General features: G+C 56.4%; 17 protein-coding genes. 14 read left to right on the plus strand and 3 right to left on the minus strand.

The annotated features are described in order from the left end of the window. The first annotated feature begins 8 nt into the window (after positions 1 to 8). The 8 genes from NRB16_RS01960 to NRB16_RS01995 are packed head-to-tail and all read left to right on the plus strand — an operon-like array spanning position 9 to position 6,340. Positions 9 to 872, plus strand: a complete 864-nt coding sequence (locus NRB16_RS01960) for a ParA family protein (RefSeq protein WP_253117978.1) — start codon at positions 9 to 11, stop codon at positions 870 to 872. Next, on the plus strand, positions 869 to 2,215 hold the full coding sequence (gene dnaB / locus NRB16_RS01965; RefSeq protein WP_253117979.1) for a replicative DNA helicase: 1,347 nt from the start codon (positions 869 to 871) through the stop codon (positions 2,213 to 2,215). The genes NRB16_RS01960 and dnaB overlap by 4 nt, the downstream gene beginning before the upstream one ends. After that, positions 2,212 to 2,409 carry a hypothetical protein gene (locus NRB16_RS01970; RefSeq protein WP_253117980.1) on the plus strand — a complete coding sequence of 66 codons (198 nt, stop codon included), beginning with the start codon at positions 2,212 to 2,214 and terminating at the stop codon, positions 2,407 to 2,409. Before dnaB ends, NRB16_RS01970 begins: the two co-directional genes overlap by 4 nt. Continuing rightward, positions 2,396 to 2,602 carry a hypothetical protein gene (locus NRB16_RS01975; protein ID WP_253117981.1) on the plus strand — a complete coding sequence of 69 codons (207 nt, stop codon included), beginning with the start codon at positions 2,396 to 2,398 and terminating at the stop codon, positions 2,600 to 2,602. Before NRB16_RS01970 ends, NRB16_RS01975 begins: the two co-directional genes overlap by 14 nt. Then, a complete protein-coding gene (locus NRB16_RS01980) occupies positions 2,589 to 2,813 on the plus strand; it encodes an Arc family DNA-binding protein (RefSeq protein WP_253117982.1) in 225 nt (74 codons plus the stop codon). The genes NRB16_RS01975 and NRB16_RS01980 overlap by 14 nt, the downstream gene beginning before the upstream one ends. Continuing rightward, positions 2,810 to 4,429, plus strand: a complete 1,620-nt coding sequence (locus tag NRB16_RS01985) for a ParB family protein (protein WP_257105329.1) — start codon at positions 2,810 to 2,812, stop codon at positions 4,427 to 4,429. The genes NRB16_RS01980 and NRB16_RS01985 overlap by 4 nt, the downstream gene beginning before the upstream one ends. Before the next feature lie 40 nt (positions 4,430 to 4,469). Next, complete coding sequence (locus tag NRB16_RS01990) at positions 4,470 to 5,024, plus strand: DUF2857 domain-containing protein (RefSeq protein WP_253117984.1); 555 nt, start codon at positions 4,470 to 4,472, stop codon at positions 5,022 to 5,024. Then, positions 5,024 to 6,340, plus strand: a complete 1,317-nt coding sequence (locus NRB16_RS01995) for an STY4528 family pathogenicity island replication protein (RefSeq protein ID WP_257105330.1) — start codon at positions 5,024 to 5,026, stop codon at positions 6,338 to 6,340. Before NRB16_RS01990 ends, NRB16_RS01995 begins: the two co-directional genes overlap by 1 nt. Positions 6,341 to 6,489: 149 nt before the next feature. Here NRB16_RS01995 and NRB16_RS02000 read toward each other — a convergent pair whose 3' ends face one another. Next, positions 6,490 to 7,425, minus strand: coding sequence for a hypothetical protein (locus NRB16_RS02000; protein ID WP_257105331.1), 936 nt, complete (start codon positions 7,423 to 7,425; stop codon positions 6,490 to 6,492). A 2-nt stretch (positions 7,426 to 7,427) separates the two neighbouring features. Next, positions 7,428 to 8,870, minus strand: coding sequence for an ATP-binding protein (locus NRB16_RS02005; protein ID WP_257105332.1), 1,443 nt, complete (start codon positions 8,868 to 8,870; stop codon positions 7,428 to 7,430). A 495-nt stretch (positions 8,871 to 9,365) separates the two neighbouring features. On the opposite strand from NRB16_RS02005, the gene NRB16_RS02010 reads away from it, so the two are divergent. From NRB16_RS02010 to NRB16_RS02030, 5 genes are all read left to right on the plus strand, one after another. Further along, positions 9,366 to 10,082: a PFL_4669 family integrating conjugative element protein gene (locus tag NRB16_RS02010; protein WP_373568424.1), complete on the plus strand. Its 717-nt coding sequence runs from the start codon at positions 9,366 to 9,368 to the stop codon at positions 10,080 to 10,082. Between the two features lie 2 nt (positions 10,083 to 10,084). After that, positions 10,085 to 10,651 carry a DUF3158 family protein gene (locus NRB16_RS02015; RefSeq protein ID WP_257105334.1) on the plus strand — a complete coding sequence of 189 codons (567 nt, stop codon included), beginning with the start codon at positions 10,085 to 10,087 and terminating at the stop codon, positions 10,649 to 10,651. Position 10,652: 1 nt separating this feature from the next. Beyond that, the gene (locus tag NRB16_RS02020) at positions 10,653 to 11,048 is read left to right on the plus strand and encodes a single-stranded DNA-binding protein (RefSeq protein WP_253116125.1); all 396 of its coding nucleotides are present in this window, start codon (positions 10,653 to 10,655) and stop codon (positions 11,046 to 11,048) included. A 180-nt stretch (positions 11,049 to 11,228) separates the two neighbouring features. Next, the gene (locus NRB16_RS02025) at positions 11,229 to 13,196 is read left to right on the plus strand and encodes a DEAD/DEAH box helicase (RefSeq protein ID WP_257105335.1); all 1,968 of its coding nucleotides are present in this window, start codon (positions 11,229 to 11,231) and stop codon (positions 13,194 to 13,196) included. Positions 13,197 to 13,539: 343 nt separating this feature from the next. Beyond that, on the plus strand, positions 13,540 to 14,949 hold the full coding sequence (locus tag NRB16_RS02030) for a DNA cytosine methyltransferase (protein WP_257105336.1): 1,410 nt from the start codon (positions 13,540 to 13,542) through the stop codon (positions 14,947 to 14,949). 152 nt (positions 14,950 to 15,101) lie between these two features. Here NRB16_RS02030 and NRB16_RS02035 read toward each other — a convergent pair whose 3' ends face one another. Further along, on the minus strand, positions 15,102 to 15,650 hold the full coding sequence (locus tag NRB16_RS02035) for a hypothetical protein (protein WP_257105337.1): 549 nt from the start codon (positions 15,648 to 15,650) through the stop codon (positions 15,102 to 15,104). Between the two features lie 276 nt (positions 15,651 to 15,926). On the opposite strand from NRB16_RS02035, the gene NRB16_RS29530 reads away from it, so the two are divergent. Next, positions 15,927 to 16,295, plus strand: a complete 369-nt coding sequence (locus NRB16_RS29530) for a DUF3742 family protein (protein WP_373568418.1) — start codon at positions 15,927 to 15,929, stop codon at positions 16,293 to 16,295. The last annotated feature ends 3 nt before the right edge of the window (positions 16,296 to 16,298 follow it).

The raw sequence follows: 16,298 nt of genomic DNA on the forward strand, positions 1-16,298 counted from the left end.
CGTGCAACATGAAAATCGCATCCATCGTTTCAACCAAGGGCGGGCCGGGCAAAACCACGGTCACTGCCAATCTGGGCGCGTTCTGCGCCGATTCAAACCTTCGCACCTTGCTTATCGACCTCGACACCCAACCGTCGCTGTCGTCGTTCTATCGCCTGGAGCACGAAGCCCCTGGCGGCACCTTCGAACTGATCGCGCATAACGAAACGCGCTTCGAACAGATCATCAGCCACACCTGCATCCCCAACCTGTCGCTGATCATTTCCAACGACCCGTTCAATCAGCTCAGCAACCTGTTGCTGCACGCCGCCGATGGCCGGCTGCGTCTGAAGAACCTGGTGGCTGCCTTCGCCGATGACTTCGATCTGGTACTGATCGACACCCAGGGCGCCCGCTCGGTAATGCTGGAAATGGCACTGCTGGCCTCCGACATGGCCATCTCGCCGATCTCTCCGGATATGCTCGCCGCCCGTGAGTTCTATCGCGGCACCCAGCAACTGCTCAAAGACCTTGAGCCGCTGTCGCAACTGGGTGTGCACACGCCGCCGCTGAATATCGTGATCAACAAACTCGACGCGACCAGCGATGCGAGCCTGATCTATCAATCGCTGACCGAGACCCTGACCGAGCATCCCCAGCTCAACCTGCTGGACACCACCATTCCGGCCGCCGTGGTGTTTCGTCGTGCCGCCACGCAAGGACTGCCGGCGCACCGGCTGGAGCAGCGACAGCCGCAGAATCGTAAAGCGGCGTCAGCCTTCGCGGTGATCCATACCCTGGCCCATGAACTGTTTCCGCAATGGCGCGGCCAGTTCGACCGCTTCTCGATGCAAGCCACGGGTGGGGTATTACATCGGGAGGTGATCTTGTGAGCCTGCTGGACGTGGTGCCGCCGCACTCTGTCGAAGCCGAGCAGGGCGTGCTCGGTGGTTTGATGCTTGATAACCAGACCTGGGATCTGTTGGCCGATCTGTTGCAGACCGAAGATTTTTATCGGCGTGAACATCGGCTGATCTTCAAGGCGATCCAGGGCCTGGCGGCCAGTAACGCGCCGTTCGACGTGGTGACCGTCGCCGAGGCGTTGCCGAACCCGGAGGAGGTGGGTGGTCTCGCCTACCTGAGCGAACTGGCCAAGAACACCCCTTCGGTGGCCAACATCGCTACCTATGCCGAGATCGTCCGTCAGCGTGCGCACTTGCGGGCTTTGATTCTGCTGGGGCATGAGTGCAGCCGGCATGCCTCGGAGCCCAATGTCAAAAGCCAGGATGTCCAGGATGAGTTCGAGAAAAAACTCTATGCCTTGGGTGAGGGACGCAGCCCTGAGTGCTTCATCGACATCAACGACACGCTCATGCAATTGCTGGAGCAGGTGGACTACCACTTCAACCACGGCAATGGGGTGACCGGCGTGCCCAGTGGCTTGACCGATCTGGACCAGAAAACCGGCGGTTTCCAGGACGCTGACCTGGTGATCCTTGCGGCGCGGCCTTCGATGGGCAAGACCAGCCTGGCGCTGAACATGGTCGATGCGGTACTGCAGCAGGACTCGGCCAACACCGTGCAGATCTACTCGCTGGAAATGCCGGCGCAGGCGCTGATGTATCGCCTGCTGGCGATTCTCGGGCAACTTGATGTATCGCGGCTGATGCGCGGCCAGATCGAGGATGACGAGTGGCTAAAACTCTCGGCCGCCGTGGCGCGGGTCAAGGGCTATGGCCAGCGGCTGGTGGTCGATGACAGCTCCGGCCTGACCCCCACGGCCCTGCGCGCCCGTGCCCGGCGTGCGGCGCGGCAGTTCGGCAAACCGCGGCTGATCATGGTCGATTACCTGCAACTGATGCAGTGCCCCGGCCATGAAAACCGCAACCTGGAAATTGGCGCGATCTCGGCCGGCCTCAAGGCGCTGGCCAAGGAGTTTTCCTGCCCGGTACTGGCGCTGTCGCAGCTCAACCGTGGCCTGGAAAACCGCGCCAACAAGCGGCCACAAAACGGTGACCTGCGTGAGTCCGGTGCGCTGGAGCAGGATGCCGACCTGACCCTGTTCATCTACCGCGACGAAGTCTACAACCCCGACACTCCGGACCAAGGCCTCGCCGAACTGATCATCGGCAAACATCGCAACGGACCCACAGGCGTCGTGCGTACCGGCTTCGTCGCGGCGCACACCCGTTTCGTCAATCTTGAGGCCAGAGATCGGCAAGGAGCTGACGCATGAGCACCGAATTGATGCTGATCCCCAGGCAGCCCGTTCTGCGCAGCCACTGCCTGGACTGCCGGGCCGTCTTTGCCCGCCATCGCGCGGTGCAGCGTTCGATGGACACCATCGCTCGTGGAATCGATGCAGACACGCTGGTGTGCCCCGAGTGCGGCAGCCTGGCCGTCGAGGAGGCGAGCCATGAACAACTGTGAGCCCGAAGAGGCGTTATGCACCGTGGTGTTTCGCTTGAAGAACGGCAAGCGGGACATTGGCCGGTTCATTTACGCCTTGGCCTGCCGGGTCGAGAACATGCAAGACATCGAAGTGGTCACCCTTTCGGTGGGTGACCTGCAGTACCCACACCCACATGATCTACAGCCGGAGGTAGAGGATGACCAGCCATAACACCCAAAAGGACAAATTCATCGTGCGCTTTTCCGAGGCCGGTTTGCGTCAGCAGATTGCGACCCTGGCCAAACAGTCCAACCGCTCAATGAATGCCGAGATTCAGCACCGGCTGTTTCGCAGTTTCGAACTTGAGCAAGAGCTTCGGCGCGCCAATGCGGTGATCGATCGCCTGACGGCTGCGGCCGATCGCACGGATGCACAGCCATGAGCAGCAAGGCGATGAGTGCCGAAGACGTCAAAGGCAAACTGCTGCAGGGCGCGTTCCAGCATAAGGGCAGTGCGGTGAGCCAGTTGTCCGACCCGATTGCCGACACGCCCATGGTGGTGACGCTGGATCAGTTACGGCCCTATGACCATAACCCGCGGCTCAACCGCAACCCGATCTATGACCAACTCAAGGAGTCGATCCGCAGCCGTGGCCTGGATGCACCGCCGGCGATTACCCGGCGGCCGGGGGAGACGAATTACCTGATCCGCAATGGCGGTAATACCCGGTTGGCGATTCTCAACGAGCTATGGGCAGAAACCCGCGACGAGCAGTACTGGAAGATCCACTGCCTGTATCGGCCCTGGGCGGCGCGGGGCGAAATCATCGCCCTGACCGGCCACCTGGCCGAGAACGACATGCACGGCGCGCTGACCTTCGTCGAACGTGCGCTGGGCATTGATCGAGCCCGCGAGTTTTACGAGCAGGAGGGCGGCAAACCACTGTCCCAGCGCGACTTGTCGCGGCGGTTGGCCGAGGACGGTTATCCGGTCTCCCAGCCGCACATCAGCAAGATGCAGGACACTGTGCAGTTCCTGCTGCCAGCGATCCCCAAGCTGCTGTATGCCGGGCTGGGCAAGCCGCAGATCGAACGCCTGACAGCCTTGCGGCGCAGCGCGGAAAAGACTTGGCGGCAACATGCTGGTGAGGCGGCGGCGCACATCGACTTCGACGGGCTGTTCCAGGACGTGCTGGCCAGCTTCGACGACGCCCCCGATTTCACCGTCGAGCGGTTTCAGGATGAATTGATCCACCAGATGCAACAGCCGCTGGGCAAGGACTACAACTGGCTCAAGCTGGACATGCTCGAAGCCCGGGGCGCGGCGCCCGAGCCGGTGGCCGGCACACCGGTAACAGACAAACCGCGCCGATCAGCGGCGCAACCGACCTCGACCAAAGACCCCACAACCACGCCCGAACCATTAATACCACCCCTTGATAGTGGGCCTGATGATTCGCCCCATCCTCTGTCGCAACCTGCAGAAGTCGCCAGTGAACAGCGCCCGGAGCAGGACAGTCGGGCGCTGATTGATGCTCATGTGATCAGCCCCATCGTCGGCCTGACGCCGAGAATTCAGGCCATGAAGCAACAACTGGCCAAGGCCTCGGGCGAGCCGCTCCCTGACTTTGCCGAGTCTTGTCTGCAAGCCATACCGGTGCAGGTCGGCGGCCTGCATCCGGTGTCGGACCTGTGGTACATCGAACGGCAGATCGATACGCCGGATGAACTGCGCCTGCAGATCTGCGGGTTAGTCCACGACATCGCTCAGACGGCGCAACTTCAGGTCGAGGTTTACCCGGCCACGACAGGAACCGGCTACGCGCTGGGCGACCCCGATGATGTGAAGGGCCGCTCGGTTCTGGTGGGGCTGTTGCACGCGCTGGGCGGACAACCCGGCGCTGAGATACCCGTGGGAGCAATCGCCGCGCTCTTGATCGGTGCGGCGCCGCAGGGCACCCAGGTTTTACCCGCACGCCTCGATGATGAAACGCTGGTCAAGCTGTTCCGGGTGATCCGCCTGGCCAGGCGTCTGGCGGATCTGGAAGCAGAATCATGAAGTGGTCTGCCACAGCGCACGATGACAGGGAGAAATGCTCATGGCTCACCCGCTGAACCTGGCCGTGGCTTACCAGATCCTCGAAGACCTGCGCAGAGGGCAAATGCGCAGTTGTCTGGAAATGGGCTTCGCCGAACATGACCTGAAAAGTCTGATTGAACCCAGTTGCATGAGCCTGCTGGTGAATGCCCCGGTGCCCTGGGTGCGGGTGGTGGTCGACAACCTGATGGTGCAACGCCTGCTGACCCAGGCCCGCAAGGATGAAGAGGACCGCCTGATCATGCAGGCGATCAGCGCCGGGGCCAGCTCGCCGCTGATCCATGAGCTGTTCGGGCTCTCGGCCAAGGAAGTCGCCTTGCGCCGCGGCATTCTAGGCATCCCCAATCGCCGCGGCCGCTGGCCGGTGATGACCCAGCCGCAAGAACAAACCTTGTGGGAGCTCTGGGTCAAATATGGCCAGCAAACCTCCACCGATCCCCGCGATGCACGCGCCTTGCTCGTCACGGCCATGCAACTCACCGAGGCAATGCCCGAGGTGAACCTGACCATGGTCTGGAACACCCTTCAAAGCTGGATCGAACAGGACCTGTTGTAATGCATGGAACCGCTCAACGCTTCACGCCGGCAACGCTTCACGGACTTACGGCTTTGCTCGACCACGCCACCGAGACCTTGCAGCAACAGCCCCGCGACTCTCCCGGCAACCTGAAGCGTTCAGCGGGCTCCTTGCAGCCGTCACCACAGCAGAGTGAACAGACCGGCCTGCTGTTCACCGGCAACCCTCACGAAACCGTCCCGCGCCGCCTGTTGCTGGACAATCGCCTGACCCCGCTGGAACGCAACGCCTGGCAGGTATTTCGCCTGCTACTCAACGACGACGGCCTGACCTCATTCCCCACCTACGAGCAACTGCGACCGTACCTGGCCGCATCACCCTTCAAACTGGCGTCCCGGGAAACCGTGGCCAAGGTACTCACCACCTTGCGCCTGACCCGCTGGCTGAGCCTGGCTGGCCGGGTGCGTGATGAAGCCACCGGCCAGGTCAAGGGCAATATCTACCTGCTGCACGACGAGCCGATCAGCATCAGCGAAGCATTGCTACTGGACGGCAGTTATCTGGAGCTGTTGGGCAATGCTCAGGAGCACGCCAACAAATCCATTCGCGAAGTGGCGGCATTCACCCTGGAAGAATTTCAGCGCGACCCCGACGTGCGCGATTTCAAAATACCGAGCCGGCTGGACATCCTGCAGCGCCGCTTGGGACGACAGAAGTGGGCAAGACCTGAAGACGGACCAAAGCCGGGGCCGGGACCAAGACCGGCAAGCGAATCCGAACTCAGTGCGCAGCATTCCGAACTCAGTAAAAAACAGCCAGTTCGGAATCGTGCAGCACCGCGTTCGGAATCCGAACCCATTGGAAAACCGGGGCTTTGCGGCCTGGTTCGGAATCCGAACTCATCCAGTACTAGTACTAATACAGATGTATTTAAAGACTTGGTACCGCGCGCGAGCGAACCGCCGGGTGATCAGGTCACGGCGTATCCGCCCGCGTTCCTGGCATTGGCGTTCGATCAGCGACAGAAGCTCCAGACAGCCCTGAGCCTGATTGCGCCTGAGCTGCAGAGTCAGGTGCTTGAGCAATGGGCACAGCGGTGTGACCGGCAAGTGATGCGCAACCCGGCGGGGTATTTGTTCGGGATGATCGATAGGGCGCGGGTTGGGGAATTCAATGTGTTTGGTCAGGGGCAGGGTGCGGCTCGTGTTTCTTCGGTGATTGGGGTTGCTGCGGCGGAGGCTGGGGCTCAGCGCTCGACTGCCGCCGATTCGGTTAAGCGGCCGCCGTCGAAGGAGGCCCAGGCGCTGGCTCGTAGGGCTATGGATGGGATGATGAGGATTATGGCTGGTGGGTGAGGGGGCGCTGGGTGATGTTGTTTGAGGGTGATTCCAGTGGAATCACCCTCAGATAAGGTTGAGTTGGTCTTTGATCGCAGGTATGCAGTGAATGTGAGAGACACTCAAAGATATTGGTTGTTCTAAAATGCTAGCTGAACCTCCCAAGGTTAAAGCTGATTTGGTAGCGCTCCATATTGTTTGGCAATGCAGATTCTTGCTTTTCCATACGGGACTTTTTTATAGTTCTGTGGCTTGAATTCTAATTCATCTTCTAATGTAATTGGTATTTCCAAGGCGGCGCTAAACATTTGCTGGCGGCTTGCAAGATTTTTCATTTTTCTAGCGAGATAGTAGGCTTGAGTAGAGTATTCTTTATAGCGGCTTTTCAGTTGAAATGTTTCGATAGAGGCGTTAGAGGCTGGCTTATTCATGCGTGCGTGTATTATTAGATGGTATTTTTCAGCAGGTAGAAGTAGCGCTGTAGCCTCTGCGAAGTTTTCTTCTGGCGCTAGTATGGGGTGAAGCTCAAATTCGATCGACTCGCTGTCAGTTAACGGGTTTAAATGCGGGAATTTAGAAAAATCCAGATCATGTTTCATTTGGCTGCCATTGCATTTTTCACAGCATGGTATGAAATTGGCTAAGGATAACGCTAAGAAAGGATAGTCTGATTTTGTATAGTAATGATCAATCGGGGGTCTGTACCCTTTAGTGTCTTCATCAGGAAGGCTGGTTCCAGTACTAATCATGTGGCAGTAGCTACAAACCTTATAGCGTGCCTGAGAGCAAAGATGGTAGGCGGTCCATAACTTGTTTGATTTTTTAGAGAAGTCTGAAAAATCGAAAATAATTTTAATTCTTTCTGAAGCGCAAGCATGAAGCAAGCCGTATCCGAAACGTTTTCTATAGTCGTCAATGCATTTTGGCAGTTCAATGGGGGAGCCGTTGATGATGACTTCTCGGTTATCTTCAATGAAGCTGCTCACTAAACGGTCGACGTAGCAGTTGCCTAGGTTTTTTACGCCCTCATCAATTTCAGCTGTTAAAAATCGTGAGTGTCTGGCTGCAGCGTCGCACCAAATGTCAGAGATGTTGATGATCATGCTCAGAGCCTCCGCTTTAGAGCAGATCTTATTGTTGGGTCTCCGATAATTTCAACTACATTGCGATCTATATCGGTTGCTTTTGATGATAACGTGCGTCTGTATATGCTGTTTATTTTGTCGGCAGCAAACCTTCCTAAAGAACTGGAGCCAAAAGTTCCTGAGATAACATCGTCTAATGGCGCTGCAAAGGATTTGGTTGGAGTGTCGCTGTCCAGATTTGTAACCAGCTCGCCAGGGATGTCCGCTGCTATTAATGGAGAGTGAGTTGCCATTATTAGCTGCAAATTATCTATGTTGTGTTTTCTTTTTGTGGCGCCTAAGAATTTATTTAGTAAGGAGAAGTATTTGCGCTGCCAGTCTAGATGTAGGTAAGCATCACCCTCGTCAATTAGGAGTAAAACTGAGAACCTGCCTTGTGCAGCAGATGTTTCTATTGCTTTATCAATTAACGAGAATTGTTCTACCAGAGCCTGTAAGCCTGAGCTTAGATCTGACCATTCTATATTTATTGGTACGTCGTGATTTTTGATTGATTCGGACTGATCAATTCCATCTATTTGGAAGCGATGTGTTCTTTGTTTCCAGTCAAAATCCGATGGATGTGAGTAGTTGTTTAGTACTTGTCTCGTATTCTCTACAATGCTTTCAAGTCGTTCAAATGCAGAGATATCGTAGTTGGAGGTTATGATTCCGGCGTAGTTTAGAAAAGCTAAAGCTGCATCTAGTGTCTCATGTAATGTCGAGCTAGAGTATATGTGTTCAATGGCGGTTAGGAATAGGCAGCGTTCATAGTTTCCTATCTGAAAGCCTATTTGCTCGTCTAATGATAATTCTGTCTTTTTAAGGTTTGACTCTCGACTTGAGTCAGATGTCTTGTAGTTTTCAGATTGTAATGAATTTTCACCGCTGATTAATGTTCTGAGATTGTAACGGAGGTTCTCGTGCTGAGGCATGATAGCTTGAGTGTGGTTCTTTAAAGTAGGGATAATGGCTGAGCGGAATACTGCTCTTGAATATCCGAAAAACCCCGTCAATCTTGTGTTTATCTCTAGGTCTCTTGCGATCTCGCCCAGTCTTTCAAGACGTTTTCTATCAGTGGATTTTTTTTCTGTAGGAGATGCATCTAGAATGTTGGATTTTTTATTTAGCTTTCTTCTATATGGAAGTGCGGAATAATATATTGCGCAGATGGTTTCATTGTATGGTGCGCGAGGCTCGTATATTCCATTAGGGGTGCCCTTGAAGTAAAATTGAACTGATTCATCTTGTGGCGCGCCGACAGCATTTGCGAGAGAAGTTAATATTTTCGTCTTTCCGGATCCGTTGGTCCCAAGCAATAGTCTGACGCTGTCCACCTCAAAAAACTTTCCAAGCCTATCTATGTCTTGGGATATTAGTTCTATTAGTCTATCGTGGATCCGTACTGCTAGGATTGGTGACATTTTGTTTTCTTGTCTCTCAGTGGTTTTTTAGTCTGGGCGGCTTTTGTTGTAGGCTTCCGCTCGGTGTTAAAGGCTTGGTCAGTGTGATTGAGTTTTTCTGGTTGTTAGTGTGGTTTTGTACTTTTTGTGAGTTGGAGTAAGTTGTATTTATAGTGATTTTATAAAGTTCGACCCTGTTCGGGTCATCGCGATTATAGTCCTCTTGGAGGATACGTGGATATTTTACTTTTGGTCCCTGGCAGAGATTCGATAAAAGCTTGGTTGGATACAGCGTCTCGCACCTGTAGAATTGAGCCGATTATAGTTGTTCATGAACAATACTAATTGATTGGAGTCACCACAAGACTGACCCCAACCACAAACCCCCACCCCCCAAACCAGTTTTCCCACTGACCCCCTTCCCAGACCTCGCAAGACTGGCCGCTTTCCCAGTCAACCACGAGGCCTACCGTGTCCGATTCCATTCAGCTCAACCTTGGCGCGTTACGCAGCGCCATGAAGCTCACGCTCCATACCCATCATGCCGCCCGGATTTGGCATGGGCGGTCTGCTACTGAAGACAAGAACGGCATCATCGGTCTGAGTGGTTTTGTCGGCATTCTCAACAAGATCAAGCGCGGTGCCGAGCAGGATGATCCTTACTCGGATTATTGGCTGATCCGGGTCGAGGAAAAGCTGGCCAGCTCGAAGTTGATCCTGGGTGAAGTCCAGGAGCATCTGGATCAGGTCATGGCCCATGTGCCTGTGGCGTTGAGCATTGGCGATAACCTCAATGTGCAACCGGTTACGTTGCCACTGTTTATCAGTTCGCAGCATGGCTTCATGGCGGTTTATCTGCTGACCCAGTACGACGACCTGGCCAGGCGTCTATTGCTGGCCCACCACACCGCAATGATTGGCCGGCGCGATATGGAGCGCTGGCTCAACGAGGGTGCACATGTGCTGCGCAGTCTTTTTGCGCTGGTGCAGCCATATAAGTTTTCTGGTGCCAGCCGTGATGATTTTGCGGCCAACAATGCCCGTGCTCGGGAGGCGCGCGAGAAGTTTGGAGAACTGCCGCAGGACATTCTCGACGGTACGCTGCGGGCCGAGTTCGCGCCGCCGATCGTGCGTCCGCGCAGCGGGCATGCTTTTGGGCAAGCTGAGGCAGAGGATGACGAACCTGCTGATGCAGCCGACCTCGACGAATCCCCGGATGCAGGGGAGGGTTGAGCATGGTGCATCCGTCATCGCCTGGTGCAGAACATCGGCCTGGTCGTGCTGAAGCAAAACAGCCTGCCTTCCGCGCGCTGCAACAGAGTGCCTTCGCCGAGCTGCAACACGCTGCCTTCCACAAAGGGCTTTTAAAGCCTTTTAAAGGTAAGGGGGAACTGGTCCATTTTGCGCTGTCGTGCCGGCAACTCATGGAGCAACTGATTCAGTTGGCGACCCATGAAGTGCTGGGGCAGGCCGAGCGTTATCCGTTCACCTTGTTGCCGATTCGGCTGACCCGGCAGTCCACCAGTGCCGGCACCGTGTTCTTGCGCTGGACCCGGGTCGATCGTCGGCAGATGGGCGTTGCGCTCTGGGAGCAGTTGCTCGAAGACGCACGCACGCCGGTTCACATGCTCGATGACCTGTTCGCCCTGGAGCAGCAGCGTATCACCCTCAACATGCAGATCAGCCTGCTCAGCACGCTGGGCCGGCAGGCCAGCGCCTGCGCCGAGAAGATGGGCCAGGCCGAAAGCGTCTACCGCCAACGAATCCACTCGATCAACCGCAAACCACACAAGGAGGCCTGACATGGCCACGCATTTCTGGGGTGAAGGCAACATTGGCAGCAAACCCGAATTCAAGGAGTTCGCCAACGGCAACAAGGAGCCGCGTCGGCTGGTGCGGCTCAATGTGTACTTCGACAACTCGATCCCACGGGACAACGGTGAGTACGAAGACCGGGGCGGCTTCTGGGCCAATGTCGAGCTGTGGCACAAAGACGCCGAGCGTTATTCGCGGCTTTACGCCAAGGGGCTGCGGGTATTGGTGCAGGGCAAGATGATCATGGATCGCTGGGAGGGCGATGATGGTGTGGAGAACTGCGCCATGAAGGTTCAGGCCACGCGCATCGGCATTCTGCCGCACCGCGTCGACGCCGTGATGCTCAGTGCGCCTGATCAAGCCGCTGCCGAGCCTGATGTCTGAGGTTGGCATAAAAATCGCCCCCTGCATGAAGCTTTCGGGAAGCGAGGCTTCATGCGCGTCGTGCCGCTGTTTCAGCATGAAGCGGATGTTGGCAGGTGATTCCAGTGGAATCAGGCCATTCTGTCGTGGGGGTGATTCCAGTGGAATCACCTCGCGCGGCCGGTTCGCGGTAACTCGTGAATGAGCACACTTCTGAAGCGCTCCGCACCCAGCCTGCTCAAGGCCGCGGTGTATGACGGTTACGATTACGGACTGCTGCTCACTTACCTGGAGGGCGGCAACAAGGTGTTGCTGGCCCGCCAGGGCTTTTACATTCGCCGCAGTGAGCACCCGCTGTATCGGGCCTGGCGGATTCCCAAACATCACCTCCATCACGACCCCGAAAGCCTGTTTGCCGAACTCAAGGCGTTGGCAGCGACCGATCTGCGGGAGACGGCCGCGAGTTTTATCGCCAAACTCGATGCGGCGCGCGCCCAGCGGGATTCCGCTGCGTTCACATGGGGCATGCACCTGCGTCTGGCGCCGTTACTGGAAGGCGGAGTGTTGGCCAGCGGTGATTACCATCCGGGCGTGGTCGCTGTTTACAAACGCATGGGCGGCATCTACCTGTCGCAGATGCGCGCCTGGAAGCTGGCGAGTAGCGCCGAAGTGGTCAAGCTCAACCTCATCGAGGAACTGGGCTTTGCCGATGAGCAGATCGAAGTGCTCAACACGGTTCAGGAACTGCATAGCGACGGTTCACTGAGCTCGGTTCGCAGCAGTGACGGTATTCGGGTTGGCGGTGAGTTTCCGGAGGCCGATCCTGCGCGCGAGGAGGGCGAGGGCGCCAAGGACCTGTTTCTCGCCAGCGTCTCGGGTATCGAGCGTACCCCGTGGACCGAGGCCCGCATTGCCGAGGCGTTGCAGGAGTATTCACTCTATGACTATCAGCACGCCGGGGTCAGGCATCTGCTGCTGCGCAACAGCGCTTTGCTCGCTGATGACATGGGTCTGGGTAAAACCCGTCAGGCGGTGGTCGCGGCCGAGGTTCAGGCAGCCGGTCGCCCGATCATGGTGGTCTGCTTGCTCAGCCTGATCATCAACTGGGAGCGGGAGATTCTGGCGGTCAACCCGCAGGCCCGCATCGCCCGGCAGCGCTTCGACAGCGAGGCACAATGGGTACTGGTCAACTACGAGCGGCTGGGCGAGTACCTGCAGACGGCGGGGCAGTTTGCCGTGCTGGTGATCGACGAAGCCCATCGGCTCAAGGAGCCCACCGCGCTCTGGACCCGCCATGCCTTCGACATTGCCGCTCAGGTCCCGAACCGTTACCTGCTGACCGGTACACCTGTGTTGAACCGCGAGATCGAGCTGCACACCCTGCTGCGCCTTTCTGGCCATGCGATCGGGCAAATGCCTTTGAAGGCGTTCTGTAAGCAATTCACCGGCAGTACCGAATTCAGACAGGCATTGCGCGCCCAGCTCTCGGACTGGATGCTGCGCCGTCGCAAGGATGTCCTGACCCAGCTCAAAGGCAAGCAACGGCAAACCCTGTCACTGGCGATGAGTGCCGAACAGCGTGAGCAGTACGACGCGATCTACAACGGCAGCGAATCCGCCCTGGCACGGATCGGCAAACTGCGCATCTTGCTGGAGCGCTTCAAGCTGGCCAGCGTGCTGCAGATGGTCCAGGAGCTGGACATCGAGGACAAGGTCATCATCTTCTGCGAATTCAAGGATAGCGTGTTTACCCTGCGCGATGAATGCCAACGGCTGGGCATCGACGCGGTGACCCTGATCGGCAGTGACTCATTTACCAAGCGGCAGAAAGTCATCGACCGATTTCAGAACGAAGCAGATACCCGAGTATTCATCGGCACCACATCGGCCGCCGGTACCGGCAACAACCTGACCGCCGCCAACTACGTGATCTTTGCCAGCCTGCCGTGGACGCCCGCGCTGCAAGATCAAGCCGAAGACCGCGCCTACCGAAACGGGCAATTGCGGCTGGTGGTGGTGAAAATTCCGATGCTGGAAGACACCATTGATCAGCAGCTCTGGGCGATGCTGGAGGTGAAGAGGGCGGTGGCCAAGGATCTGGTGGAGCTTGACTCGGGTCGGGCTGAGGCTGCTGAAGCACTGGCGCAGGTTATAGCCACAGAGGCCTGACTGAACCTTGAAGCCCAACTCAAAGTTGAGGACTTTCTGGCAAAGCGTAACTGACCAGCTTCGTGCGCTGGTTCAATGACCGACGATCCCACCTCCGCCAACCGTTGACAGCCCCTGACTCATTGAGCAACCTGGTGCTGCAAAACGGCTGACCTTGTCAGCACCCTTGTAGCTGGATCTCAGGCTAAAGCGCAGTCACCTGCGTCGATCCACACCCCAAAGTCCGCCCAGTAACCGGCAGCGCGGACGATCGGCTCAATACCTGTCGATGGTTGCATCTGAACTCACTTCTACCCCATGGGAACTACTCCCATCGGGGGTGCTTCCCGTTCTGGAGAGCACCATGAAAACCTTCACTACGTTGATCACCTCGAAAATAGGTGAGTCCCGCGGCGTTGCGCGCATCTGGCTGGAAGGCCACAAGCTGCTCAAGGCCGGCATCAAGATCGGTGCCCGATACTCACTGCAAGTCGCCGAAAAACGCGCCCGTCTCGAACTGGTCCCACTGGACAGCAGCGCCGACTCTGCGCGCATGGTTACCGTCTCGAAACGAGAGCGCCACGGCATCATCACCCCGCTACTGGAAATCCGTAGTGAGCTGCTGCGGCAGTTATTCACCACCGCTGAAAAAGTCCGGATAGTGATCCGACTCGGTCGTATTGCTGTCACCGCCATCGATCGGGACGAGCGGGTGACTGAGCGCCTGTCCCGACTGCGACACAAACTGCAGACTGGCGAGCCCTTGGCGGTGTGCAGTCTGTTTCATGGCGGCGGCGTACTGGACCGGGCGATTCACTCCGGCCTGGCCAGGCAAGGTATCGACTGCTACACACGTATCGGCATCGAGCTCGAAGAACCGTACCTGGACGCCAGCCTGCGCAACAATCCGATGCTCTGGCGGGAGGACTCATTCGCTATCTGTTCGGACATTCGCGACATCAGACGTGGCGACGACATACCCCTGTGCGACCTGGTCATCGCCGGCATTCCCTGCACGGGAGCGTCGAGGTCTGGCAAGGCGAAAAACAAACTGCTCGCAACAGAAGACCACCCCACGGCCGGCGCATTGTTCGTCGACTTTCTGGACTTCGTGCGCTACTGCAACCCGGCCATGGCCATTCTGGAAAATGTCCCTGACTACCTGACCAGCACCTCCATGATGGTCATCCGCTCGGTACTGGGCGCGCTGGGGTATCGGCTGTTCGAGTGCATACTCGACGGCAACACTTTTGGTGCACTGGAAAACCGATCACGGATGGCAGTCGTGGCCTACACAGAGGGTGTGTTCGACTCACTTGAGCAGCAAGACCTGCTGCCACTGCGCACCAAGGAAGCGACCCTGGCCGAAGTGCTGGACAACGTAGCGCCCGACCACGAGAGCTGGAAGCCATACGACTACCTGCAACTCAAGGAGCAGCGCGACATGGCCAGCGGCAAAGGCTTTCGTCGTCAGCTACTCACCGCGCAAGCGCTTGGCTGCGGATGCATCGGACGAGGGTATGCCAAGGCACGCTCGACCGAGCCATTCATTCAGCACCCGACCGATCCTGGCCTGAGCCGGCTACTGACCGTGGCCGAGCATGCAAGGGTCAAGACCATTCCGGTTGAGCTGGTTCAGGGTGTTTCTGACACCACGGCTCATGAGATCTTGGGGCAGTCGGTGATCTTTGCGGCGTTTGAGGCGTTGGCGGTGATGGTTGGTAGCAAGCTGAAATGGTTGGAGGTATCGCGGCGGGTGGCTTTGGTTGCTTGACTTAGCGGCGCCTTTCCTTGCGGGAGGGCGCCGTTTTTTTGATTCCAGTGGAATCAGGAGGTGGTTGCGGGGTTTCAAGTGGATCTTGGGGGCAAGCAGACGTCTGTGAACAGTTGCCATCTGCCAAGATGAGGGTGGTTGTTAGTTAAGGATCAGTTGGGTATGTTTAAGACCGCATTTTCTTGAAAATAGCGCTCCCACTCACTCATACACTCTTCAGCCAAAGCAAAGCAGCATTCATCGCCACGCTCTGTCAATATTTTTGCCTCATCGAGGCTCTGTGATGCTCCTCCTGGATAAGGATAAATTGTGGTTGTAGACTTAAGCTTGAATACGCCTAGCTTTGACTGACTTCTACTTTTTCTTAGTTTTCCATGTTTCAGCGTATTACATATGTCGGCGCAGACTCTGAGCGCTGGGCTGGTATTTATAAAGGCTTCAACATCGCTGAGAGAGGGATATTCTGAGCTTTCTTTAATCCAGTCTTTTAGGTGGTAGCAGATTTCAAAGAAAGAAAATAGTTCGAATTCAGTGTTTCCTCCGAATTGGGGAAAGATGCCTTCGCGAATTGGACGAAGCTTGGTGTATTGGTACTGAAGTCTAGCTCGCTGGTATTCCACATTTTCTCCAGTTTTATCAGGCAGTCTTACAAAGGGGATTTGAATAGTTTCGTTAGCCCATGTCGCCCGATGATAGCTCAAGGGAGTGTCCCGTGAAAGTTGGACTGCTGATGACTCAAGTTCGGTTTTGGGCGGCATGATCGAGGGCAGGTTTTACCTGCGGTACCTGATGTGCTTGAGGCTGCGACCAACGACGTGCAGTAGCAGCAAGAGGATTCGCTGGGCTGCATGAGCTACGGCTGTTGAAAACGTAAAGGAATTTTCGGAAGTTTCCCGCTTGATATAGAGAATCGGCCGATAGCGAGCCCAAGTAGACTGTGGTCTCCTGACACCGGATCAATTAGGCGGGGATAAAATATGACCAAGGTCAAAAGAGGTAGGACCTGGTTCTGGCGCTTGGGGTTTGTTCTGGGCTGGCTGTTGCGTGTCTATACTCGGGTTGAAAATAAGCTGCATGGGTGGCTCAAGCGCAAAAACCTCAACGTCATAGTGTGTCAAACCGTACTCTGGGGCATCAGGCTGACCTGTCTGGTAGCTTTCTGTTATGTTTCCTACTGGGTATCTGTTGCCGCTGTTGTTTTTTGGTTTGTAAGGGCGTCGTTACTATATGTTCCCGTAGTTGAGGTCAGGACCAATGACGACGGATGGAGGTACGGTCACGAAGGCTTCGGCTATTATTGTGGCGCGTATCGAATTGACGGTGGGGCACACGACGATAACGGATGACGA

The organism is Pseudomonas sp. LJDD11 (assembly GCF_024584215.1).
Lineage (GTDB): Bacteria > Pseudomonadota > Gammaproteobacteria > Pseudomonadales > Pseudomonadaceae > Aquipseudomonas.